Annotated in this window: 22 protein-coding genes; 8 read left to right on the top strand and 14 right to left on the bottom strand. The window is 55.8% G+C overall.

The annotated features are described in order from the left end of the window. Positions 1 to 5: 5 nt before the first annotated feature. Positions 6 to 464 (bottom strand): DUF305 domain-containing protein, encoded by a 459-nt coding sequence (locus tag EDC26_RS03420; protein WP_425012231.1) that lies wholly within the window; start codon positions 462 to 464, stop codon positions 6 to 8. A 150-nt stretch (positions 465 to 614) separates the two neighbouring features. On the opposite strand from EDC26_RS03420, the gene EDC26_RS03425 reads away from it, so the two are divergent. Beyond that, positions 615 to 1,286: a heavy metal response regulator transcription factor gene (locus tag EDC26_RS03425; RefSeq protein WP_132579852.1), complete on the top strand. Its 672-nt coding sequence runs from the start codon at positions 615 to 617 to the stop codon at positions 1,284 to 1,286. Continuing rightward, a complete protein-coding gene (locus tag EDC26_RS03430) occupies positions 1,283 to 2,707 on the top strand; it encodes a heavy metal sensor histidine kinase (RefSeq protein WP_132579853.1) in 1,425 nt (474 codons plus the stop codon). The genes EDC26_RS03425 and EDC26_RS03430 overlap by 4 nt, the downstream gene beginning before the upstream one ends. A gap of 43 nt (positions 2,708 to 2,750) precedes the next feature. On the opposite strand, the gene EDC26_RS03435 is transcribed toward EDC26_RS03430, so the two are convergent. The 4 genes from EDC26_RS03435 to EDC26_RS03450 form a co-directional block, all read right to left on the bottom strand. Further along, entirely contained in the window at positions 2,751 to 4,172 is a 1,422-nt protein-coding gene (locus EDC26_RS03435) for a mercuric reductase (protein ID WP_425012282.1), read from the bottom strand. A gap of 52 nt (positions 4,173 to 4,224) precedes the next feature. Then, complete coding sequence (locus EDC26_RS03440; protein ID WP_132579854.1) at positions 4,225 to 5,562, bottom strand: glucoamylase family protein; 1,338 nt, start codon at positions 5,560 to 5,562, stop codon at positions 4,225 to 4,227. Positions 5,563 to 5,758: 196 nt separating this feature from the next. Beyond that, positions 5,759 to 6,124 (bottom strand): hypothetical protein, encoded by a 366-nt coding sequence (locus tag EDC26_RS03445; protein ID WP_132579855.1) that lies wholly within the window; start codon positions 6,122 to 6,124, stop codon positions 5,759 to 5,761. Positions 6,125 to 6,220: 96 nt separating this feature from the next. Next, positions 6,221 to 8,296, bottom strand: coding sequence for a copper-transporting P-type ATPase (locus tag EDC26_RS03450; RefSeq protein ID WP_207915057.1), 2,076 nt, complete (start codon positions 8,294 to 8,296; stop codon positions 6,221 to 6,223). Positions 8,297 to 8,895: 599 nt separating this feature from the next. On the opposite strand from EDC26_RS03450, the gene EDC26_RS03455 reads away from it, so the two are divergent. The 4 genes from EDC26_RS03455 to EDC26_RS03470 are packed head-to-tail and all read left to right on the top strand — an operon-like array spanning position 8,896 to position 12,783. Further along, positions 8,896 to 9,723, top strand: a complete 828-nt coding sequence (locus EDC26_RS03455) for an ABC transporter permease (RefSeq protein ID WP_132579857.1) — start codon at positions 8,896 to 8,898, stop codon at positions 9,721 to 9,723. After that, positions 9,723 to 10,781, top strand: a complete 1,059-nt coding sequence (locus tag EDC26_RS03460; protein ID WP_132579858.1) for an ABC transporter ATP-binding protein — start codon at positions 9,723 to 9,725, stop codon at positions 10,779 to 10,781. Before EDC26_RS03455 ends, EDC26_RS03460 begins: the two co-directional genes overlap by 1 nt. Positions 10,782 to 10,830: 49 nt before the next feature. Next, positions 10,831 to 11,874: an ABC transporter substrate-binding protein gene (locus tag EDC26_RS03465; protein WP_132579859.1), complete on the top strand. Its 1,044-nt coding sequence runs from the start codon at positions 10,831 to 10,833 to the stop codon at positions 11,872 to 11,874. A 39-nt stretch (positions 11,875 to 11,913) separates the two neighbouring features. Beyond that, positions 11,914 to 12,783, top strand: coding sequence for an ABC transporter permease (locus EDC26_RS03470; RefSeq protein ID WP_132579860.1), 870 nt, complete (start codon positions 11,914 to 11,916; stop codon positions 12,781 to 12,783). A 30-nt stretch (positions 12,784 to 12,813) separates the two neighbouring features. Here the strand turns inward: EDC26_RS03470 and EDC26_RS03475 are convergent, their stop codons facing one another. The 4 genes from EDC26_RS03475 to EDC26_RS03490 are packed head-to-tail and all read right to left on the bottom strand — an operon-like array spanning position 12,814 to position 17,320. Further along, complete coding sequence (locus tag EDC26_RS03475; RefSeq protein WP_132579861.1) at positions 12,814 to 13,464, bottom strand: GntR family transcriptional regulator; 651 nt, start codon at positions 13,462 to 13,464, stop codon at positions 12,814 to 12,816. A gap of 13 nt (positions 13,465 to 13,477) precedes the next feature. Further along, positions 13,478 to 14,452 (bottom strand): CobW family GTP-binding protein, encoded by a 975-nt coding sequence (locus EDC26_RS03480; protein WP_132579862.1) that lies wholly within the window; start codon positions 14,450 to 14,452, stop codon positions 13,478 to 13,480. A 9-nt stretch (positions 14,453 to 14,461) separates the two neighbouring features. Next, positions 14,462 to 16,051: an amidohydrolase family protein gene (locus EDC26_RS03485; RefSeq protein ID WP_132579863.1), complete on the bottom strand. Its 1,590-nt coding sequence runs from the start codon at positions 16,049 to 16,051 to the stop codon at positions 14,462 to 14,464. A gap of 33 nt (positions 16,052 to 16,084) precedes the next feature. After that, positions 16,085 to 17,320, bottom strand: a complete 1,236-nt coding sequence (locus EDC26_RS03490) for a metal-dependent hydrolase family protein (protein WP_132579864.1) — start codon at positions 17,318 to 17,320, stop codon at positions 16,085 to 16,087. Between the two features lie 406 nt (positions 17,321 to 17,726). Here EDC26_RS03490 and EDC26_RS03495 point away from each other — a divergent pair, with 406 nt between their 5' ends. Then, entirely contained in the window at positions 17,727 to 18,647 is a 921-nt protein-coding gene (locus EDC26_RS03495; protein ID WP_132579865.1) for a DedA family protein/thiosulfate sulfurtransferase GlpE, read from the top strand. A gap of 39 nt (positions 18,648 to 18,686) precedes the next feature. Here EDC26_RS03495 and EDC26_RS03500 read toward each other — a convergent pair whose 3' ends face one another. The 5 genes from EDC26_RS03500 to EDC26_RS03520 form a co-directional block, all read right to left on the bottom strand. Then, positions 18,687 to 19,328, bottom strand: a complete 642-nt coding sequence (locus EDC26_RS03500) for a carbonic anhydrase (protein WP_132579866.1) — start codon at positions 19,326 to 19,328, stop codon at positions 18,687 to 18,689. 175 nt (positions 19,329 to 19,503) lie between these two features. After that, positions 19,504 to 20,055, bottom strand: coding sequence for an NADPH-dependent FMN reductase (locus EDC26_RS03505; RefSeq protein ID WP_132579867.1), 552 nt, complete (start codon positions 20,053 to 20,055; stop codon positions 19,504 to 19,506). A gap of 121 nt (positions 20,056 to 20,176) precedes the next feature. After that, positions 20,177 to 20,809 (bottom strand): leucine efflux protein LeuE, encoded by a 633-nt coding sequence (gene leuE, locus EDC26_RS03510; RefSeq protein WP_132579868.1) that lies wholly within the window; start codon positions 20,807 to 20,809, stop codon positions 20,177 to 20,179. 351 nt (positions 20,810 to 21,160) lie between these two features. Further along, positions 21,161 to 21,490, bottom strand: a complete 330-nt coding sequence (locus EDC26_RS03515; protein WP_132579869.1) for a type II toxin-antitoxin system YafQ family toxin — start codon at positions 21,488 to 21,490, stop codon at positions 21,161 to 21,163. Beyond that, positions 21,462 to 21,740: a type II toxin-antitoxin system RelB/DinJ family antitoxin gene (locus EDC26_RS03520; RefSeq protein WP_165930898.1), complete on the bottom strand. Its 279-nt coding sequence runs from the start codon at positions 21,738 to 21,740 to the stop codon at positions 21,462 to 21,464. The genes EDC26_RS03515 and EDC26_RS03520 overlap by 29 nt, the downstream gene beginning before the upstream one ends. A gap of 356 nt (positions 21,741 to 22,096) precedes the next feature. Between EDC26_RS03520 and EDC26_RS03525 the strand changes: the two genes are divergently transcribed. Next, entirely contained in the window at positions 22,097 to 23,644 is a 1,548-nt protein-coding gene (locus EDC26_RS03525) for a class I SAM-dependent DNA methyltransferase (protein WP_132579870.1), read from the top strand. Positions 23,645 to 23,661: the final 17 nt, after the last annotated feature.

Genomic DNA, 23,661 nt, shown 5'->3' on the forward strand with positions numbered 1-23,661 from the left:
AAGGGCTACTTTCCCAGCCCGTTGGGGTGATGTTCCAGCCATGCCTGCATGACGTGAATTTCGTTTTGCTGTTCAGTGATGATCCCCAGCGCCAAGTTCCTGATTTCCGGGTCTTTGGTGTAAAGCAACACGGCCCGGGCCATGTCCACCGCACCCTGGTGATGCGGCATCATCATTGTGATGAAGTCATGTTCGCTTTGCCCGTTCATCGGCGCTTGCTGCATGCCATAATCCATGACGGCCATGGCATCACTCATCAACTCGGCGAACGGCTTGGCAGTGCTGGCGATAAAGGGGGGTGGGCTCGCTGGAGCAGTTGCAGGGGTTGACATCGCAGATGCTGTGGGGCCCTGATGATGCGCCCCATGGGCGCTGGCGTATGCACTGGCCAAACATAGGCACAGGCCGACACCGACCTGCCTTGCTGCGTGCATGTGTAGTGCGTTTATCTGCGTAATACGCATAAAAGCATCTTCCTTTAATTGACATGAGCTTGTTTTCTGCCATGGTAGGGGCTTCACCATGTCCGTCGAATGGCATATTGATGACAGTTTTGTCATGAATCGGACGGGGCGAATTGTTAGAATGTTTCAACCACTGTCTTGGAACTCAGTATGGCCATTCTTGTCATTGAAGACGATCCGAAAACCGGCGATTACCTTAAAAAGGGTTTACGCGAATCGGGCTATACAGTAGATGTGGCCCGCAACGGTATTGATGGTCTGCATTTGGCACGGGAGCAGGCTTATGATCTGGTGATACTGGACGTCATGTTGCCTGGGAAAGACGGCTGGCAGGTGATGGATGCCCTGCGCAGCGAACGCGATGTGCCCGTTATATTCCTGACCGCGCGCGATCATGTTGACGATCGCATCCGTGGCCTGCAACTGGGTGCAGACGACTATCTGGTCAAGCCGTTTTCATTTATCGAGCTGGTGCTGCGGGTGCGCACCTTATTGCGTCGCGGGGTGGTGCGAGATTCTGAAATTTTTCAACTTGCAGATCTGCAATTAGATCCCGTACGGCATAAAGTAACCCGTCAAGGGGTCAACATCGTTCTTACCAATAAGGAGTTCATGCTACTGCACTTGCTGGTTAGGCGGCAAGGCGAAGCTTTGTCTCGTACGGTTATTGCGTCGCAAGTCTGGGACATGAATTTCGACAGCGACACGAATGTGGTGGACGTCGCCATCAAGCGCTTGCGAGCAAAGATTGACGCCCCGTTCGAGCGAAAACTGATCCATACCGTGCGCAGCATCGGCTATATGTTTTCGGAGCAGCCTTGAAGCATTGGCAATTGCGTTCGCTGACCTTCCGGGCAACCGTACTGTTCGCCTTTATCGCCTGCGTGGTTGTATCGGGCCTGGGCATGTACCTGTATTCATCGGCCAAACATGCTCTGGAGACCCGCGCAGACTATACGCTCACAGGCCGCGTAGAGCGTTTTCGCAACTTGCTGCACGATCTGTATAACCTCAGGCAAATGGAAGAGCGTCCTGCTCTATTTGAAAGCATGCTGGGCAACGAAAAGGACGTGCGCATTTTCCAGCGCCAGGGTGAAGCCCCTTTTATTTACGTTAATCCCGACAATATGACGCCGCCCCAGATGACGCCTGTTGCCATTGGCGGTCCATTGACAATCGCTTCCTTGCGCAATGGCACCCGTAGTGATGGCGTGCGTGTGCGGTGGGTGTCCGCGCTTGCCCAGGTGGGCAATCATGGCGGCATTGTAGAAATTACAGCCGCCTACGTAATGACACAAGAATCGAAAATGTTATCGGCTTATTTGCTACGCGTGATCAGTGCAATCGCCCTAGCCGCCATTCTGACGACACTGCTGGGTTTTCTCATTTTAAAACGCGGACTAATGCCACTGGCGGCGATGAGTCATAGGGCAGCAGAAATTACGCCGGCCAATTTGAGTGCGCGTTTGCGCGAAGAGGACGCGCCAACGGAGTTGCGCCAGCTTGCCGGCGCAGTCAACGCCATGCTTGACCGGCTTGAGGCGGGCTATGAACACCTGTCGCAATTTTCAGCAGACCTGGCCCACGAAATACGAACTCCGGTCAACATATTGATGGGGCAGACCCAGGTTACTCTGGGCCAGAGCAGGCTTCCTGACGAATACGAACAGGTGCTTGAGTCGAACCTGGAGGAATTGACGCGCTTGTCGCGTATTGTCGAAAACATTCTTTTCCTGGCGCATGCCGATCACGCCGCGCTGACGGTCGAGCGCACGCCATTGGTTCTTGTCGACGAACTCATGAAAATTGCCGATTATTTCGAGGGAATCGCCGAGGAACGCAACATGCGTTTTAACGTCGATGCAAATGGCACAGGCAACGCCAATGTCGTCATGTGGCGACGGGCCGTTAACAATCTGGTGATCAATGCTATCCGTTACGGAGAATTCGGCACAACCATCCGGCTTGGCGCTCACGCGGACCAGCAAGGTTCGACTGTTATTGTCGAAAATTACGCTGAGCCGATGTCGCAGGAACAGATGAACCGTACGTTCAACCGCTTTTACCGCGGCGATAAGTCACGCAGTGAATACACCGAATCCAGCGGCCTGGGCCTGGCTATCGTGAAGGCCATTATGACGCTGCATGGAGGCAGTGCCACGGTTACTGCTTTGCAAGACGGGCTAATCAGATACAGTTTGCATTTTCCCCTGCACCTTGAGAACGATGTTGATGACAAGTAATCAATCTCGGCAACACATCGTCCGAACCTCACTCAAGGCGACGCTATCGCGGCGCAGTGCGTAAGTGCGTGCGTTCGTAAGCTTGTGCAGCCTTCTGGATGGCTTCGGCCTGCGTGTCATACGTGTGAATCACCCTGGCGAGTGTGCGTAGACCGATGTTCGCCACCATCGCCAGCGTGATCTCATTGATCATGTCGCCCGCGTGCCGCGCTACGATGGTCGCACCGAGAATCTGATCAGTGCCCTCGCGGACGTGGATTTTGACAAAGCCCGCCTCCTCGCTATCGGTGATCGCACGGTCGACTTCGTGCATCTGGATGGTGAAAGTCTTCACCGGAATACCCCGTTGATTGGCCTCGCGCACGTACACGCCAACGTGGGCGATCTCCGGATCAGTGAAGGTGCACCAGGGAATGACTAGCTCGCTCAATCGCTCACGACTGTGCAACAGTGCGTTGCGCACCGCCATCTGCGCCGAAACTGCGGCCGTATGGCCGTACTTGTTCTCCAGGCACACATCTCCAGCGGCATAGATACGCCGATTGCTGGTGCGCAGAAAGTCGTCGACACGAACACCCTTGTCAATGTCGTATTCGACACCCGCGGATTCCAGGTTCAGCCCCTCGACGTTCGGCAGACGACCGACACCGGTGAGGATCGCGTCGACCGTGATCGTGTTTTTGTAATCGTCGCTGACCAGATCAACCTGTTTTTCACCAGCCACAATACGCACGCCGAGGACGTTGGTATTAAGCCGTACCTCGACGCCGTCGCGCGCTAGCGCCACTGAGAGAATCTGCGCAGCGTCGCGTTCCTCCTTGGCAAGAAACAGAGGTTTGTTTTGCACAATGGTTGTGTGTGCGCCCAATCGAGCAAAAGCCTGAGCCTGTTCACAACCGATCGGGCCACCGCCAATCACCAGCAGGCGTTTGGGCAATTCAGTCACATCGAAGACGTTTTCATTGGTCAGGTAGCCGGCTGCGGCGAGACCCGGGATCGATGGTACGTCCGGCCGCGCACCGGTCGCAATCAACGCCTTGTCAAAGCCAAGCTTGATCCCGTCGATCGTCAGAGTGTCGACGCCCGAAAAACGTGCGTCGCCGAAGAAGACGTCCACGCCGGCTGCCGCCAACTGCCTCGCTGAACCGCGTTGGCCAAGGTGGGTGCGTATGCGTCGCACGCGTTCCATTACAGCGGCAAAATCCACGCGTACGCCATCCGGAACCTGTGCACCGTAGCGCAAAGCGTCGCGCATCTCCGCGTATAGCCGCGAGGTGCGAATGATCGCTTTTGACGGCACGCAACCCGTATTCAGACATGTACCGCCGAGGAGGCGGCGTTCGATCAAGGCGACCTTGACACCGTGTGCTGCGGCTGTCTCAGCCGCAACAAGACCAGCGGGCCCGGCGCCAAGGATCGCGAGCTGGTAGCGGCCTGCTGGCTCCGGATTGACCCACGCCTCCAGATGCGGACCGGCAATGCGCTCGCGCACATCTTGAGGTGTGTTCGACCGTAGGCTATCCATTTGCGACGTCATCAAGACCCCTCTCGGCGACCGGCCGCTGCAACCAGCCTTCGCGAAACCCGGCAAGGCACAGGCCGTTGCGTATATACGGACAATCGCGCATCAGTCGCCATATCTGTTCGCTGCGATAGTTTTCGATCATGATCAACACGATTCCTTGATCGAGTCCGTAGTGCCCTGCGGAAACCCAGGCGCGTCCGCCGGCGTCGGTCAGCGTCGGATTGACGCCGGTCGAAAGACGGTCCTCGAACAAAACCTCCGGGTAACGCGCAAGCAGATTGCGGGTTGTCGCCAGCGCCATCTCAGGCGCGAACGGCACAGACGCCAGCACAGCCGGCACGGACAAGGTGCCGTCGTCCGGGCCGTACGGCACGCCGCGAGCTGCGTATCCCAACGATGGCTGCGCTGCACCGGGGATACCCAACTGCTGGCCGGTTGGACCATCGCAGGCCGACAGGCCCCAGCCGCTTTCATCGTAGCCGGCGAATTCGTGTGGATTGCGCTTGGCGTATTCGCGTTGAATGTACACCGCCCGCTGGCTGTTTTCGAAATAATCCGAACGTTTCGCACGCATGAAACGGTCGCGGATGCCGCGAAAGTCGATCCACGCGTGCGAGAACTGATGTACGAACAGCGGCCCCGCATAAAGACAGTCGTATCCATACTGATTCTCCCACTGATAGGTGGCGGTCCAGGCGTCGTAGCAATCACCGGCGATCGGGTGTGTCGGTGAACCCATAGCCAGCACGTACAGCAGGATCGCCTCGCAGTAGCCTTCCCAGCCATAGTGCAGGAATCCACACTCGGGCTTCCACCCCTGTTTGATGGTGTCGCCGTCACCCTGGGCCCAGCGCCAGTCGATACGGCGATACAGAAGCTCGGTCAACTCGCGCAATTCGATCTCGTCGGGCGAATCCGCGGTGAAATACATGCGCGCGGTAAGCGCGCCGGCGATCAGCAGCGCCGTGTCGATCATCGACAACTCCGACTGCCACACGCGGGCACCCGTGTCGACGTCGAGGAAGTGATAGTAGAAACCCTTGAAACCGGTCGCCGTGGGACTGCCGCTTTGGTCGCTGTCGCGAAAGAAACGTAGCGCTGCGATGCTGAGTCGGACCGCATTCGTACGCTCCATCCAGCCCCGCTCCACGGCAATCGGATAAGCGGAGAGCGCAAAGCCGACCACGGCAATGCTGACTGGCGAGCGCTCGCGGGAGGTGTCGGCCACCAAGCCGTTGCGCGGATTCACAGTCTGCACAAAGTAACCGAACGCAGCGCACTGCATTCGCTCCAGAAAAGCGTCATCGGTAGGAGCGGATTTCCCGGTCATCTCCGGCCTGCTGCTTCGGGTACCGTAACAAGACTCTTAGGCAGTCCTTTTACCGCCCCAATTTTCTTCCTCGCACACACGTCAAGCATTCCTCTGCCTCCGGAACGGATTATGCACCATGCTAGGCGCAAAATTTCTTCAGCGCCCGTATCTGCATGAATCGCTATTCAGAATCGAATAGCACGAACCAGCGTGGTTATTTGGTCACGGGCGGTGTTTCAAGCTTATCGGCATATTTAATCAAAATGTCGCCCATGGCGCGCATCATTTCACCGTGCATTTGCATGGCGGCTTTTCCGCTAAGAGCGGCCCCCGCTCCCATCATCGGGCAACCGCCCATCATCCCGCCCCCCATCATATGGCCCATCATTCCCCCTCCCATCATCCCCTTTCCCATCATATTGCCCATCATCGAAGCGCCCTGTGCGCCGTGTTCCATGCCAGGTGATTCATGCTGCATCATTGAGGCGTCGTTTCCAGTCGATGCGGCGGCCAGGCTTACGCCGCCCACTCCAAGCATAAGCGCCGAAAGTGATGCAACGAGCAATTGTTTCGTATTCATGTATAACTCCTAAATTCAGTGGATGAGGTCTTCACAAACTAGCACCCATGCCATCGCACGGGGCTTTAGATTGGCATCATTGGTCCTCCATCATATTTATTTCATCGTCCGCAGCCGCAAGGCGTTGGAGATCACCGATACCGAACTCAGACTCATGGCCAACGCTGCAATAAGCGGCGATAACAACCAGCCGGTCCATGGGTACAAGACACCGGCAGCGATGGGGATTCCACACGCGTTGTAGATAAAGGCAAAGCCCAGATTTTGCTTCATGTTCTTGATCGTCAGATCAGACAAAAGCCGGGCTTGTTCAATACCACGCAGATCGCCTTTGACCAGGGTGACGGAGGCGCTATTCATGGCCACGTCAGTGCCCGTCCCCATCGCCACGCCGATATCGGCCTTTGCCAAGGCGGGCGCGTCATTGATGCCGTCGCCCGCCATGGCAACGATCTTGCCTTCATGCTGATATTTTTCCACCAAGGCGTATTTATCGGCCGGAGTCACTTCCCCATGCACAATTTCAATGCCCAGTTTTTTACCGACGGCTCGCGCCGTTGTGAGCGCATCGCCGGTTGCCATAATGGTCTGAATGCCCAGATGACGCAGCGTTTCAAGGGCTTGCGCCGTCGAATCCTTGATAGGATCGGTAACGGATAAAATCCCCGCCAAAGTATGATCGACGGCCAAATACATCACGCTCGCGCCTTCGGCACGCAACGATTCGGCCTGCGGTTTCAGTGCAGAGATATCCACTTTTTCGCGGCTCATCAGCAAGGTGTTGCCCAGCAAGAGCTGTTTTCCTGTCACCCTCCCCTGGGCGCCCATGCCGGTGACCGAATCGAAGTGTTCAACCGGATGCAGCGTCAGCCCTTCACCCTTGGCCTTTTGAACAATGGCTTGCGCCAAGGGGTGTTCGCTGCCCTGATCCAGGCTTGCCGCGAGCAACAGTACATCTTGTTCGGTAATACCTGCGGCTGCCATGACTTGATCAAAGCGCGGGTGTCCTTCAGTCAGGGTGCCGGTTTTATCGACGATCAAGGTAGTGATCTTATGAAAATTCTCGATGGCGGCGGCATCTTTGAATAAAATACCCTGCGTGGCCGCCCTGCCTGTGGCCACCATCACTGTCATGGGGGTCGCCAAACCCAGGGCACAGGGGCACGCTATGATCAAGACCGCCACGGCATTGATCAGGCCATAGAGCCACCCTTGCGTGCCTCCCCCAAACCCCCAGGCAAAGAACGTCGCTACAGCGGCCGCTACAACGGCCATCACAAAATAGCCGGCAATCGAGTCGGCCATACGCTGCATGGGCGCCCTGGACCGTTGGGCTTGCGCGACCATCACCACGATTTGCGATAACACCGTATCGGCGCCGATTTTGTCGGCGCGCATCACCAAGGCGCCGGTGGTATTTTGCGTCGCGCCTATCAATTTGTCTTGTGCGCGTTTGGTGACGGGTACGGGTTCGCCCGTCAGCATCGATTCGTCGATGGCGCTACTGCCTTCCAGTACCAGGCCATCGACCGGCACTTTCTCGCCAGGGCGCACGCGCAGCTTGTCGCCCACATGGACGTGCGTCAGGGGAATATCCTCTTCAGAACCATCAGGGTTGATGCGCCGGGCTGTTTTGGGAGCCAGGCCCATCAAGGATTTAATCGCCTGGGATGTTTGTGAACGTGCTTTGAGCTCAAGCATTTGTCCAAACAGGGTCAAGGAAATAATGGCAGCCGCCGCCTCGAAATAAACGGATACCCGCCCCATTTCAAAGAATGCCGCCGGAAATACGTGCGGCGCCAAGGTCGCGACCACACTGTAAACATAGGCGGCGCCCGTCCCCAAACCGATCAGCGTCCACATATTCGGACTCATGTTGCGAATGGAGTGCACGCCTCGAACAAAAAATGGCCACCCAGCCCAAAGCACGACGGGAGTCGTCAGAATCAATTCGATCCAGCTTTGGGTCCCGCCTTCGAACCAATGAACAAAATGCATCGACATGGCAAGGCCGACGACAATAATCGTCAACGGCAAGGACCACCAGAACCGCCGCCTGAAGTCTTTGAGTTCCGGATTTTCGTCTTCATCAAGAGCCGGGAGCACGGCTTCCAGCGACATCCCGCAAATAGGACAATGGCCGGGATGATCCTGGCGGATTTGCGGATGCATGGGGCAGGTGTAAATCGTTCCTATTTCGCCGGCAAGACTGCTGCCTCCCGAAACCTCTCCGGCCTGCTTGGTGTAATGAGTATCCGCCATGAGCCTTCCTCTACTCCGTCAATTTCTTGAAGCCTGTTTTACCTGATCTTATTTGGACTTTAAACCTTGACAATATAAGAAGGTCAATAGGCTAGTGAACAAATGGACGATAGGAGTCCGATCATCCATTCAGGGCAAACTACGGACACTTTTCAGAACAAACAACTGACAAGCATCATTTTGATGCGAGCATGCCGGGAGGGATTGTCGGATGTTTGGGGCCCCTGCCGATATGCGTCTAGCGCAATCCGCTACACAGTTGTACCCCATCAGATGCAACTGGGGTAAACCCTCTTTTGATCTGCAGCCACATCCAGTACCATTGTCAAACTTAAATATATTAGAAATATACATAAATAATTATCCGGACGAAATCGAGCTGCGCATTCTTTGGTTGTCGTGTTAACAGGGAAAATCCATGTTGCTTCTATCCAGGCCGCTTCTATTCAAAGAAGGTCCATTTCCAACGGGTCGCAGCTCGGCCAGGAACCGGTAAGGTCCGCCCGATCATGATCAGAGGCACGGTTTTCGTACACAGGCTGGTGGCCAGGCTTTTGAAATTATGGGTCTTGGCCGGCTTTGCATTTATATTGCTGCCCATTGTCCTGGTCATCTGGCTCAGCTTTTTCACCGATCCGCTGCTGTCGCTGCCTCCCAGCGGCTACAGCGTCAAGTGGTACTGGCATATTTTTGAGCAGCCGCAGTTTCTCGATGGTTTCGTTTTAAGCCTGAAAGTGGCGATGGTGGCCATGGTGGTGGGGTTGCTCGTGTCGATACCGGCATCATTGATATTGACGCGTACCCGTTTCCGTGGCCAAACCGCCCTCCTCAATTTGCTGACCGCCCCGCTGATTGTTCCTTCCATCGTGATTGGCGCGGGCCTCTACATCGCTTTTATCCAGTTCGAGATCTCATCCGGGCTGTCGCTGGTCGGATCGACCTGGGGTCTGGGGGCCGCCCATGTGCTGATTACCATTCCCTGGTGCGTGCGCTTGATCACAACCAATTTGCTGGGGCTGGACAAGAGCGTTGAAGAAGCTGCGCTGAGCCTGGGCGCCAAGCCGTTGACCACGCTGTTCCGGGTAACTCTGCCGATGATTTGGCCCGGCATCGTTGCTGCGGCGTTGTTCAGTTTTGTGATCAGCTTCGGCAACCTGGAGCTGTCTTTGTTTCTGGTGGCCCCGGGGCAAACCACGCTTCCCATTGCCATTTTGCAATACCTCGAATACAAGGTCGACCCCACCATCGCCGCCGTCTCGGTACTGCAGATACTGGTTATCGGTGGCGGGCTACTGATTACCGACCGGTTTGTTTCGTTGACAAGGGTAATTCGATAATGGCAAGCGTGCAACTTCGTGAAGTCAGAAAAAACTATGGCGATTTTGCCGCGCTGCAGCCGTGCAACCTGGACATCATCGATGGCGAGTTTCTGGTTTTACTGGGCCCGTCCGGCTGCGGCAAGACGACAACGCTGCGACTGATCGCCGGCTTGAACGATGTAAGCCAGGGCCGTATTTTGATCGACGAGCAAGACGTAACGGACCTCCCGGTTTATCAACGCAATATAGGCGTGGTCTTTCAGAATTACGCGTTGTTTCCGCACATGAACGTGTTTGAAAATGTGGCTTTCGGTTTGCGCCGCCGCAAGCAGCCCGAGCAGGTAATCCGGGACAAAGTCAACGAAGTGCTCCGGCTCGTGCAACTGGAACCGCTTGCCAAGCGTTATGCCCGCCAACTGTCGGGCGGCCAGCAACAGCGTGTGGCGATTGCGCGCGCGCTGGCGATCGAGCCCGATGTACTGCTGCTTGACGAGCCCTTGTCCAGCCTGGATGCCAAGTTGCGGGTGGGCGTGCGGCGCCAAATACGTGAACTGCAACGTACGCTGGGCATCACCACGGTCCTGGTGACTCACGATCAGGAAGAGGCCATGAGCGTGGGTGATCGCCTGGTCGTCATGAAGGACGGGGCGATCCAGCAAATCGGCACTCCTCGCGATATTTACCGAAAACCCTCCAATGCGTTTGTGGCCGATTTTATCGGCACGGCCAATTTTTTCGAAGGCACGGCTGCTTCAGGGGGAAACGTGCTGCGTACCGCATCGGGCCTTCAGCTCGAGTGCTGTAATCTGCAAGACGGGCCGCAACACGTGCTTGTCCGGCCGGAAGCCATACAACTGGTGCCCGGGGGCGCGGCACACGCTCACAGCAAAGCAAAACCAGGCAGGGTCGAAGACCTGACTTATCTGGGGCCCACGGTCGACGTACTGGTTCGCTTAAGTACAGATGATTTGCTTACCGTGCGTGTTGACAGCCTATGGATGGATGAGGCCGCCATTGCCCGCGATACAGACGTGCTCGTCACTATCCCCGCCGGGGCGGTAACGATAATCAACTGATGTTTTTTGAATTCACTTGGTAGTTAAACTCGAAAGCAGGAGACTAGTCATGGGAACAAATATTTCACGCAGGCAGTTCAATCTGATGCTTGGGGCCGCGGCGGCAACAAGCATGAGCAAGGCATTTGCCATCGGCAAGCCAAAGGGAAACCTGGTTGTCGGCACATGGGGCGGAGATTACGGGAAGTTTCTGCGCGAGTACATCATAACGCCGTTCGTTGATCCCCAAGGCATCACCACGGCATTGGCCGTCGCCCAGGAACCCCCACGCAAAATCAAATTATTGGCCGAACGCCCCTTGCCTCATGGCACCATGGATGTGGCCGCACTGACCTTCGACGGCATGTCTGAAATGTGGAAAAACGGCGTCCTGCAAAAGCTGGACATCAGCCGGATCCCCAGATACGCCGGTATCGCCGAGTTTTTAAAGAACCCCTACTCCGTGCCGCATATTTACACGGGCCGCGTCATTCTGTATAACCCGGACAAGGTCAAGACCGCGCCGACTTCCTACGAAGATCTCTGGGATCCGAAGTATGCCGGCAAGGTAGGCGTCATCGACATTCAGTATTCAACCACTATCGAGTCGGCCGCGTTAATCAGCGGCGGCTCCCTGAGCAATTTCGAGCCCGGCAAAAAGAAGCTGCTGGAACTGAAAAAAATGGGCGTGCGCGTTTATCCCACCAACGAGTCCATGGCCCAGGCATTAGGCACCGGCGAATGCTGGATGTGTATTATGTGGCTGGCGCGCGCACGGCAATGGCAGGACGCCGGCGCCCCCGTAAAGGTAGCCTACCCCAAAGAAGGCGTAATGGTTTACGGCAACGGCTGGGGTATTCCAAAAAATGCGCGCAACGTCGATGCGGCCTATGCCTACATCAACGCCACGCTGGAGCCGAAGGCCCAGATCGCATTCGCCCAGCACATGGGCTACATACCTCCGATGACGGCCAACGTGCTGCCCGCGAAGCTTGCCGAACGCGTCGCCATCCCAGACAGCGAGATCAAGAACGTGAAAATACGCGATTACGACTATCTGCTGAAAAACGACTCCCAGTTGCAAAATTGGTGGAACAAGGTATTCAAAGGATGACGGTGCGCGGTCCACTTTTCTACATTGACAAACCCGGCCATGCGTAAGCCCTTGACTGCGTCGGCCATGCTGGCGCCTTCGTTGCTGCTGATACTGCTGGTTTTGATCATGCCTCTCGGGTTACTGATGCGTTACAGCTTCAACGCATTTGTACCGGGCAAGTTCATGGTCGAAGCGTTCACGTCGGCAAACTATATACAGGTGTTCACCGACCCGTACTACCGGCGAATCCTTGTGACCACGATCCTGATGGCCGGCGGCGTAACAGTCAGCTGCCTGGTCATCGGTTTCCCCATAGCGCAATTCCTGGCACGCAGCACATCGCGTTTCAAGAGCCTGATGATCCTGGCAATTGTGATGCCGTTATTTGTGGGCAACGCGGTCCGGGCGGCAGGCTGGATGGTCGCAGTCGGCGAGAAAGGCCTGATCAACGCGGGCTTGCAGTGGCTGGGCATTACGCATGCCCCGCTTGAAATCTTGTATACGACTCCGGCTGTATTTATCGGCATCGTGTCGATCAACCTGTCTTTTGTCATTCTTACGTTGCAAAGCGTGCTGGAAGGGTTGAATCCTTCCATCGAAGAGGCCTCGCTCAGTTTGGGTGGAACCCCTTTCGATACCTGGCGCTTGGTCACCCTGCCGCTGGCCTTGCCGGGCATAGCGGCAGCGGCCATTTTGTGCATGATTCTGGCGATGAATGCCTACGCAACCCCGGTGCTGCTGGGCGGCCCGAGTTTCCGGATGATGGCGCCGGCGGTTGCCGACCAGATATTGGCGCAAAACAATTGGCCCGTAGGTGCCGCCTTGTCATTTGTGCTGATCGTGACCACTGTGGCGCTGACTGTCATTATGTATGCCTGCCTGAGAGGCAAGCAGGCTGAAAGCCCCGAAGAAGCGAAAAATACTTAGTGACCGGTAAAATCCCTATTGGAAATGGAATTACTCAATGACCTTGCGGGTGAACGAAACAAGATAGTCCATCAAGACGTCCGCCGCGCGTGACGCCTGTTCGGGGTCGCCCGCGGCAATATTTTCCGCCAGCGAAAGATGGCAGACCGAACCTTGGGTCAGGTCGCCGTCGTACCTGAAGGCATACCAGAACCGGCGGCATTGAACAATCATGGGCTGCACGGCCTGCACCGCAAAAGGGTTGCGGCACGCATCGTGATTGACGTGATCGAACGCCTGGTCCGCATCCATATAGCCTTGCAGGTCTTGCGCCTTCGCGGCGGCGACCATCTTCTGCGCCTGCGCGACCATCGCAGCCCGCTGCGCCGGCGTCGCCCGCCGGGCTGAACCGACTGCAATCAACTGCTCGAGCACGCGCCGCGTGCCGATCAGCACCAGGTGCTCGGCTACGCGAATTTCACCGACCCGCAATCCCCTGCGCGGCTGCTGTTCGATCAATCCGCCTGCTACCAGGCGCATCAACGCTTCGCGTATGGGCGTGCGACCCAAGCCGATCAGTTCAACCAGATCATTTTCGACAATGGCTTGCCCGGGCTGCAACTTCAGTGTCGCGATCAGGCCTTCGATAAGGTCGTAGGCAATTTCCGTTGTTCTTGCCTTGGATACTTGTATCTTGTTCATAATCGACCTGCCTTCAAATTCGCACGGCGTCAATCTGCCGAAACAGGGTTTCAAATTCCTCTTCAGGGACATCGCGGAATATAAACACGAATTGGCTGTCAGCGGACTGGCTCCCTTTCAGAACCATGGGCTGACTGTAAACATGGCCGACGCTTTGCATGACTACCGGATCAGCCTGCCCGGCCAGTTGCAAAATACATTTCGAACGCAACAGGCGTTCGCCGAAATAAAAGCCGAAATCATCCAGCCACCGGGCAACGGCATCCCAGTCCAGGGGCGCCGCCAAGGTACGGGTGTACACCTTGACGTTCGGGTGCGGATTGCGGGCCGTGGGCTTGTCAAAGAAAAAAAACTCATGCAGGTTTTGCCGCGTGACCCCGATCCCGCCGAAAAAAGCCTCTTTGACGGCCGCTGTTTTATCAGGTTCTGAAATGACCCGCGCCATGGGATTGATGGCCGCGGCATACTGGCCGACCTGCCCGATGCGGGCCGCATCGACTCGATCGAGCTTGGTCAATACAATGCGCTGCGCCGCAACCAACTGTGCCGCAACCTCGTCGGAAGCCTGCGCGTTTTTTATACCGTTAACGCAATCGAGCGCGCTGACAATATGGATATTCAGACCCAGCTCGAGCAACTCGCGGTCGGCCAATGAGGCGACAATGGGGCCGGGCAAGGATAAGCCGCTAGTCTCGATAATGATCCGATCCAGTGTTTTCCCCTGGTTTTCGGACTGGGTGCGCAGCAGCGAGAAAATCGTATCGACCAGGCTGTCGCGCAAAGAGCAGCACAGGCATCCGGATGGTAGCTTGGTTACCGGATTCGAATTGTCGGCGCTAAGCACTGTTTCGCCATCGATGTCGATATCGCCCACTTCATTGACAATGACGCCTACATTGCCATCTGAATAATTGCGCAGCCACTCGATCAGCAAGGTGGTTTTCCCACTGCCCAGAAAACCGGAAAGGACGACAATATCCAGGGCCATGTCAGTGCATCACGTTTCTTGATAACTTTCTTTGACCAGGGCACGCACATCGGCCAACAGTTCTTCCGTATCGAAAACCAGCCCCGCCTTGATCGTGTATTTCAGGCAACGCTGAAACTCGACCTGCCCCGTATCGTCGTTCAGGCGCATGGCACCTGTGCCCAGCATAAGCTTGGTATCGAGCAATGGATTCTGCTGATGGACAAGCAAGTCGGCGCGCTTGCCGACATCAATCGAGCCGGTGACATCGCCAAGGCCCAGGAGTTCGGCGCCATCGATGGTGACGGCCTTCCAGACTTCCAGTGGATTGAACCCGGCCTCTTGCAAGAGTTCCATTTCTCGAACCAGGCCAAAGCCGTAAATCTGGTATATAAACCCCGAGTCGCTGCCCGCGCAAACCCGGCCGCCGAGATTTTTATAATCGTTAAGAAATTGCATCCAGCGGATATAGTTTTTTTTCCATTGCACCTCGTTGCCGGTGCTCCAGGAATACCAATAAGAGCCGTGTCCGCCGCGCTGCGCCTGGAAGTATTTCCAGATAGCCTTCCAGGTGTAGTCCTGGTGCCAATCGGCCTGACGCGCGCGCATGACATCGCGGTTCGCGTCGTAAGCCACCATCGTTGGGACGAAAGTATGGCCGGCATCCAGATATTGATGCAGGACATCATTCCATTTCGCGCTGCCCGGTTCAGCAGCCTGGCTGAATGTGTGCCCGGCGCAGGCGAAGCGATGCGATTCATCGTTATAGTTGTAGTCGGCCGGATAATCCTGAATACGGCGATCCTCGAACAGCGCCTCGGCGATTCCATAATAGTGCTCGGTACTCGTCAGCCCCCATTTGGCCGACTGCAGCGAGGTCATGCGGCTGACGGCCATCTGCGCATGATGGCAGCCGCTGCGCAGGCCGGCTTTGGCGGCCTGGTCGAGGGCCGCCTGCATCATCGAGGGCGGAGCGCCAAAGAATTTGATCCCGTCGACTCCGCGTTCTTTAAGCGCATCTACCCACTGGCGTGCCTGATCGGGCGTGAAAATCGTTTTTACACGATCATTGAGAGCGGGAAAATAGGAATACACCACCATGTTTGGCGCCGCGATCCTGTTCTGGGCGGCCAGTTCCTTTTGATCCAGGCTCCAGCCTGTGCCATTGAGCGCGCCCATCTCGCGAATAGTGGTCACACCATGCGCTAGCCAGAGCTTGTAGACATAGTCGGCCGGAGGCACCTCACCGCTCATGTTGTGGTAAGGAGTGCCGATGTGCGCATGCGAATCGACCAGCCCGGGGGTCACAAACATGCCCGAGCAGTCGATTTCGTGGTCACCCATGGGCGGGCGGCGTTCGGGCTTGATAGGCATATGCGGGGTGCCTACGTTATGCACCCCGGTAATCTTGTCGTTTTCAATAACGACATCGGCTGGCCCCCAGGGTGGCGCGCCGGTGCCGTCGATGATGGTAGCGCCACGTAGAACCAGCCGTTTATAAGGGCCGGCCCCGCGATCGCGGGAAACGGCGGCATGCGGCGGACTCCAGCCTTTGGAAGAATTGAGATGCATCATCTCCTCGCCCACCTGGACGCCGGAAAATTCCGTTTTTATCGCCATTGCAACCTCCGCATAAGTTTATGGACGCGCTATTCAGGCATCCAGCTTATTCTTGACCGGCACACCTCCCTTCATGATCAACGGGATATGGGCCCCCTGATCCTGGAACAAATTCAGATCCTGCAAAGGATTGCCGTCCAAGACCAGCAGATCGGCGTGCGCACCGGGAATCAGTTCGCCCAGCATCCCTTCCTGACGCACGATTCGGGCGTTGGTGATAGTGGCCGAACGTATGATTTCGGCGGGGCTCAGCACCTCGCTGCGAATCAGAAATTCACGGCACTGATCATCTTGCAATTGCCCAAGCAGATCGCTTCCAAAGCCAATTTCCACGCCTGCGTCGCGGCTGATTTCAATGGATCGAAGGCCGCCTCCCAGCACTTTCAGATTTTTGGCCAGGCTGTATTCCGACATGCCGAATTCTTTGGCACGACGCTGCATGGTGTCGTAAGCCACAAGCGTAGGGACCAGGAAGGCGCCACGCGCCGCCATCAGTTCGGCCGCCTCTTGATCAATCAGGTTGCCATGCTCGATGGTGCGCACTCCGCCCATAACCGCCCGCTTGACAGCTTGCGCCGAATAGGCGTGCGCCGCCACGTAGCGCCCCCAACGATCAGCCTCTTCGCATGCCGCCTCGATTTCGTCCATGCGAAATTGCAAGCTTTCGAGGGGATCGCTTTGCGACGCCACGCCGCCAGAGCACATGATCTTGATGTGATCGGCGCCTTTGCGCAATTCATCGCGCACCGCCTTGATGACTTCAGGCACACCATCGGCCACGCGGGCGGTGAACGACAAGCCCGAGCAGCATGCGCATTCGAATCGGCTTTGCGTGGCGCGGCGAAAATCCCCGTGCCCTCCGGTCTGGCTGACAGGCGCGCCGGCCACAAACAGCCTGGGGCCCAGCATCAGTCCCTGGGCGACCGCATCGCGAATACCATAATCAGCGCCACCTGTATCGCGCACTGACGTGAAGCCGCGCATCAGCATGTTGCGCATCAGTACGCCCGACCTGGCTGTCAACATGGTCAAGGGCACCCCCTCGAGATTGGCAATATTGACTTCACTAAGAAAAACGTGAATGTGGCAATCAATCAGCCCGGGCATGATGACCTTGCCATTCAAATTGATGACCTGTGCCGTTGACGACGACAATGGGCGATCCGAGACTTCGCGGATCAGCCCCTCTTCCACCAGAATATCGACGTTCTCTACCAATTCCCCTTTACGCGGATCCAACAAATTGCCTGCCTTGAATAAAAACGACATGACTCTTCCTTTTGTAAGAATGAAGCAAAATCTTCTGATTATTGGCAATGCGCTGAGTAAAGTATATTCTTAATATATTTATTGTAAATGGCAAAAAGATTAAAATCGCCTCGAATCGAATGCTTGGTTGGTGTAAACCCTAGCATCGTCGAAAATTAAATATATTTAGAATATACAAATTAATCTACACAACAATACTCATAAACCGCATAAATCAAGACCCTCTTCCTGTAGCTCAGGCTGCCCGCCACAGTCGCGCTGATCGCAGAGCCCTCATGCTGGCAGGAAACTACAAAACTCATAGTGCGCCGGCCAGGTTATATTCTCTTTTGGTCGGAATGGCCTGTTCAGCGCCCGAGAAATTCCGACCCAGGTTTTTCTAATCAACTAGACCTTTAGCGCTGCAATGCACTATCTTTTACACCTGATCGACCAATACGGCCTTACCCTTGTTTTTTTCAATGTACTCATTGAACAATTGGGTACGCCGCTGCCGTCCTATCCTACGTTAGTCATCACAGGCGCATTGCTGGTGCGCAACAGCTATTCAGCGCCTCTGTTGCTGTTCGTCGCCGTGTTTGCAGCATTAATTGCCGATGTCGTGTGGTACCACGCAGGAAAGCGCTACGGCCGCAAAGTCATGTCTGTGCTTTGCCGTATTTCACTCTCGCCCGATTCATGCGTCAGGCAGACCGAGCAGGTTTACTTGCGCTGGGGTGCTCCGTCCTTGATGGTTGCAAAGTTTATTCCTGGCTTCGCATCCATCGCCAGCGCATTGGCCGGCGCGTTGGGAACCCGGCGCCTGAAGTTTGTTTTCTTCGATAGTGTGGGCGCCGCACTTTGGGCCGGATCAGCCATTTATCTGGGCTCGCTGTTTAGCACAACCATCGACGACCTATTGAACGTTCTTGAACATCTGGGTACGTGGGGTCTGCTCTTGATAGGCGCAGCGTTGTTCGCGTTTGTTGCAAAAAAATGGTGGCAGCGCCGTCGGTTCCTGAAGTCCCTGTGCATGGCGCGTATATCCGTGGACGAACTCTACCAATTATTGCAGCAAGGCGCGGCGCCCGCCATCATTGATGTCCGCTCCGCGCTCTCACGGGATGAAAGCCGTATACCGGGCGCCGTTACGATGCAGCTAAAAGGCCCGCTTCCTCCTGACCTGGATATTACGCATGACGCTGAAGTCATTGTGTATTGCGCTTGTCCCAATGAAGCCTCTTCCGCCCAAGTCGCCAAGCACCTTATGAAGCTGGGCTACAGCCGGGTACGGCCACTGGCGGGCGGCATCGACGCCTGGATTGCCGCTGGTTATTCAGTTGAATAACGAAAACGGCATTGCTGCCTTGCGCTTTGACTTCAGGAGCTAACTCGCTTCGCCATAAGGTGTAAACCGCCCTGTGAGTGGATCCCGGATGAAGAGCACGCCGGTAGCGATCCCAAAGTAAGCACCGTGCAGCGTAAGGGTGCCGCCCTCGACCGCCTCGCGAACGGCGGGAAAAGTCATTAAATTCTCGAGGCTGTATTCGATAACGCCCCACTCCAGGCTCCGTATCCAGTTTTGTCGGTCGCCGGTAGGCGGCCCGACACGCTCTGCCACTGGCTTGATTTGCGACATCCACTTGCCGATGAAATCACGCTTTGTCAGTGGGGCGGCATTGTTGGCGAAAGCGGCAACGCCGCCACAGCTTGCGTGGCCCAGCACCACTATGTGTTTAACCTTGAGCGCATTCACACCAAACTCGATTGCAGCGCTTGTGCCGTGGAATGATGTTTCAACGTCAGACTCACTGGGTGGAACTATATTGGCGATATTGCGGACAACAAAAATTTCACCCGGACGCGCGTTGAAGATTGTTTCTGGCGCCACACGCGAATCACCGCAGCCAATGACCATGACCTCAGGGTGCTGCCCATTTTCAGCCAGATCCTGGTAACGTTCCCGTTCTTGAGAGAGACGGCCATTAAGAAACGACGCATAGCCGTCAGTAAGTCTTTCTGGAAACACTTGCACCCCTTTTGTTATTCGACACCCGGATTTTACTCCTGCGGGACAGGATGATTAATGTGCTCCTGCCTATCTTCGGAATTCGCTAGCGCTGAGCCAGTATTGAATTTTGGCACCCACAAGGGGTGCCGCTACACGGTAAATTGAATCGATACGCTTTGACTGGCCAGCGGCATTACGATTTTACGAAGTCGACAAAGTCATGCACGAACTGCTGCAATTGCGCCTTTATTTTCTCATCGACGAGATCGCCCGCGTCGCTGAATACGCTTGCGGCGCGGGGCACCAATAGGCGGCCACCAAACCACGGACGCATGCCCAGGGTCCGCAGCACAGGCAACCAGGCGGCCTGAGATAAGACCGTACCAAATCCGCCCGGCGACGCGCCAATGATCGCAATAGGACGATTGCCAAACACGCGGACAATATCGGTCGACGGTCGAGACAACCAGTCGATGGCATTTTTAAATACGCCAGGCATCGAATTATTGTATTCGGGCGTGGCCAACAGCACTCCATCGCAAGCCATGATCCGATTTTTCAAATCCTGAACCGCCGGGGGGCTACCCTCTTTTTCCTCAACGTCGCCGTCATACAGCGGAATCCCTTTTATGGTTGCTATGTCCAGGGTCGACCCACCCGGCATAACGCCAGCCGCTGCACGCAACAACGCCGCGTTAAACGAACCGGCACGTAAACTGCCTGCAATCCCAACGATTTTTGCCATGATGTCCTCCTGCTACCTTTTGGGGCATGGCAGCCACAAGGGCCGCCACTACCCATACACACCGCGAATCATGTAGCGGCACCCCTTGTGGGTGCCATGTCGCCCAGCAATCGATCCCCCGTTAGTCGTCAAGCGCCAGCTTTACTGCAAACCCCAGGAATACCAGCCCAGTCAGGCCACTCCCGATCCGGGCCAGACGCTGACGTTTACGGAACGCAGCCGCCAGGCGTGCTCCGCCCAGTATCAACACAGACAAGTAGACGATGCTGAAGCCCTGCAGGATCAACGCCAGGATCAGGAATGGCACGGCTGGACGCGCATACGAGGGATCGACGAACTGTACGAAAAAAGACAACAGGAACAGAATCGCCTTAGGATTGAGCAAGCTCAACAGCAAAGCTTTGCGAAAACGGCTGCCAGAGCCCACGGCAACGCGCTGAGGCGCGGGCTGCCGATGCCAGGACGCCTGGATCAATCGCACCCCTAGATAGCAAAGATAGGCTGCCCCCATGATTTTGAGCGACGCGAACAACACGGGCAACACATGCAGCACCGACGCAGCGCCGGCGGCCGTCAGCGTCATGAGGATGGAATCCCCCAGAAAAACGCCGAAGGCAGCGTGATAGCCGACTCGCACGCCGTGGCTGGCGCTGGTGGCCAGCACAAATAATGAGTTCGGCCCGGGCAACAGGATGATGAACACCACCCCGGCAATATAGGTCCAGATATTGATGACACCAAAGTCGGTCAGCATCGAGCGCTCCAATCCGCATTGTCAGCACGAAGTCCAATCTCCCTGCACCCGTTCATCATAGCTGCTGGCGAAACGGAATGGCACCCACAAGGGGTGCCGCCACATGCACAATGGGCACATTTTTGTAGCGGCAGCCCTTGTGGCTGCCATCTGTGCAATAGCCTGCACCTTGTTTATCGAAAATGGCAGCCACAAGGGCTGCCACTACACCCGCTACAGCCACACTTTTTGTAGGGGCACCCCCCTTGCGGGTGCCAAAACCTTGCAATCAACGCAGACAGGGCCAGTTAATTATTCACTTGGCTAGCTATTTACGCTCGAATTCCGTTACGTGCCGATTTCATCAGGTCACTATTCGAATAGCTCGGCGTGTGTGCCGGCACGCACAAACACAACCAAGCCATGTTTCCCGCTATCTTCAAGCTTATACGCAAGCAGGAAGTCGCCACCAATATGGCACTCCCGATGCCCTTGCCACCCACCGTCCAATGAGTGATCTAACCACTCAGGTCCGATTGGGCCATCGTTGGCGATCAACAGTAGCATGACCTGTTTGAGCCGGTTCATGTCATACCGACCAGAGTGGGACAATCGCTCCCAGTCTTTGAGGAACGGTTTTGCATAGTCCGCCGCCCGCGGTAACGAGGCACGCTTACTTGCCGCTGTTCTTTTCGAGGTCATCGAACAATTTAGCAGCGGTATCAAAGCGCGCGCGATGCATGCGTGCAATCTCGTCGGCCTCGGTCATCGCTGCACGAGTTTCAGCGTTTGGCGCCTTGAGCATGAACGGCATTTGTTTATCGGCAACCACGCGCATTAAAAACACGCGTACGGCATCAGAGACGGACAGCCCCATTGAAGCCAATGTTTCGGTTGCCTGAGCCTTGATTTGTTCGTCCACGCGAACGTGAACCATCGTGGTGGTAGTCATAGGAACCTCCTTTTTTAGGATACATTGTATCTCAATAGATCTCAATAATCAAACGATTTGGTAGATTATGAGGCTGCATGGCAGCCACAAGGGGTGCCGCTAGATGTGCAACGAGCATGTTCTTCTTACAGGTCTGAAATGGTTAATAAATGGCCGTCCCCGTTTTTGTAGCAGCCCCCCTTGTGGGTGCCAAAAAAGGTAGCGCCCATAAAAACTGCATACAACAAATTATTGCGGAATCATTCAGCGGAATCCTGGTCGCCAATCTGGACTAACATTGCACGAAAGGTATATAAAGCGAACTACGCCGCGCCGCCCAGCGGCCCTTTTGCATCATCGCAGTACGGGAACCCTACATGCTTACCGGCGAATTACGTCATCAAATCGATTCAATCTGGAACGCCTTTTGGTCTGGCGGCATCTCGAACCCACTGGAAGTCATGGAGCAAATCACGTATTTGCTGTTCCTGCGCCGGCTGGACGACCTGCAAAACCTGGAAGAAACAAAGTCGCTGCGCCTGGGCAAGCCGATAGAACGGAGCATTTTTCCAACTGGCTGCGATACCAAGGGCCGGGACTTCAACGACCTGCGCTGGTCGCATTTCAAGAATTCCGCGCCAGCGGAGATGTATACCGTCGTCGGCGAGCATGTGTTTCCATTCCTGCGCAGTATGGGCGGCGATGGTTCCACCTACGCGCAACACATGAAGGATGCGCGCTTTACCATCCCCACTCCCGCCCTGCTCTCCAAGGTGGTTGACATGCTCGACCAGGTGCCCATGGACGACCGCGACACCAAAGGCGACCTGTACGAATACATGCTGGGAAAAATTGCCAGTGCTGGCCAAAACGGCCAGTTCCGCACCCCGCGCCACATTATCAAACTGATGGTGGAGCTGACGGCGCCAAACGCCCGTGACGTTATTTGCGATCCGGCGAGTGGCACTTGCGGTTTCCTAGTAGCGGCCGGCGAATATCTGCGCGAGAAACATCCGGAAATTTTGCGCAATGCGCAAGCCCGAGAGCATTTCCACCGCGGCATGTTCCACGGCTACGATTTTGATAGCACCATGCTGCGTATCGGCAGCATGAATATGGCGTTGCACGGCGTCGATAACCCCGACATTCGCTATCAGGACTCGTTGGCCGAGGACCATGCCGGCGACGAAGAAAGATACTCGCTTATCCTGGCCAATCCGCCCTTTGCTGGTTCGCTGGACTACGAAAACACTGCCAAAGACCTACTGGCCATCGTCAAGACCAAAAAAACGGAGCTGCTGTTTTTAGCTCTGTTCCTGCGCCTGCTCAAGCCCGGTGGCCGAGCGGCCGTTATCGTGCCAGACGGCGTTTTGTTTGGCTCGTCCAAAGCCCACAAAGAGTTACGCCGCATAATGGTCGAGGACCAGAAGCTGGATGCCGTCATCTCCTTACCTTCGGGCGCCTTCAAGCCCTACGCCGGGGTGTCCACGGCCATTTTGCTTTTCACTAAAACCAATTCGGGTGGCACGGATAAAGTTTGGTTTTACGATATGAAGGCCGATGGCTGGAGCCTGGACGACAAGCGGCAACCGCTGCTGCCTGAAAATAAATTGGGCCTGCAACCCTTCAGAAATGGGCATAGCCAACTATCCGAGGCAGAGCATGCCAAGAATAACCTGCCCGATGTGCTGGCGCGTTGGGGCCTGCGGGACACATCGGAAATGAAGCGCAGCCGCACGGAGCAAAGTTTCTGTGTTCCCAGGAGCGATATTGCCGGCAATGGCTACGACCTCTCCATCAACCGCTATAAGGAAGTGGTGCATGAGGTAAGCGAACATCTGCCGCCGAAAGAAATTTTGGCGAAGCTGGCGGTGCTGGAGGCAGAGATTCAGGCGGGGATGAAAGAGCTTGAGGGGATACTGTAGTGATGGCTCTAAGGACT

Origin of the sequence: Paralcaligenes ureilyticus (assembly GCF_004346225.1) — a bacterium.
Taxonomy (GTDB): Bacteria; Pseudomonadota; Gammaproteobacteria; order Burkholderiales; family Burkholderiaceae_B; genus Paralcaligenes; species Paralcaligenes ureilyticus.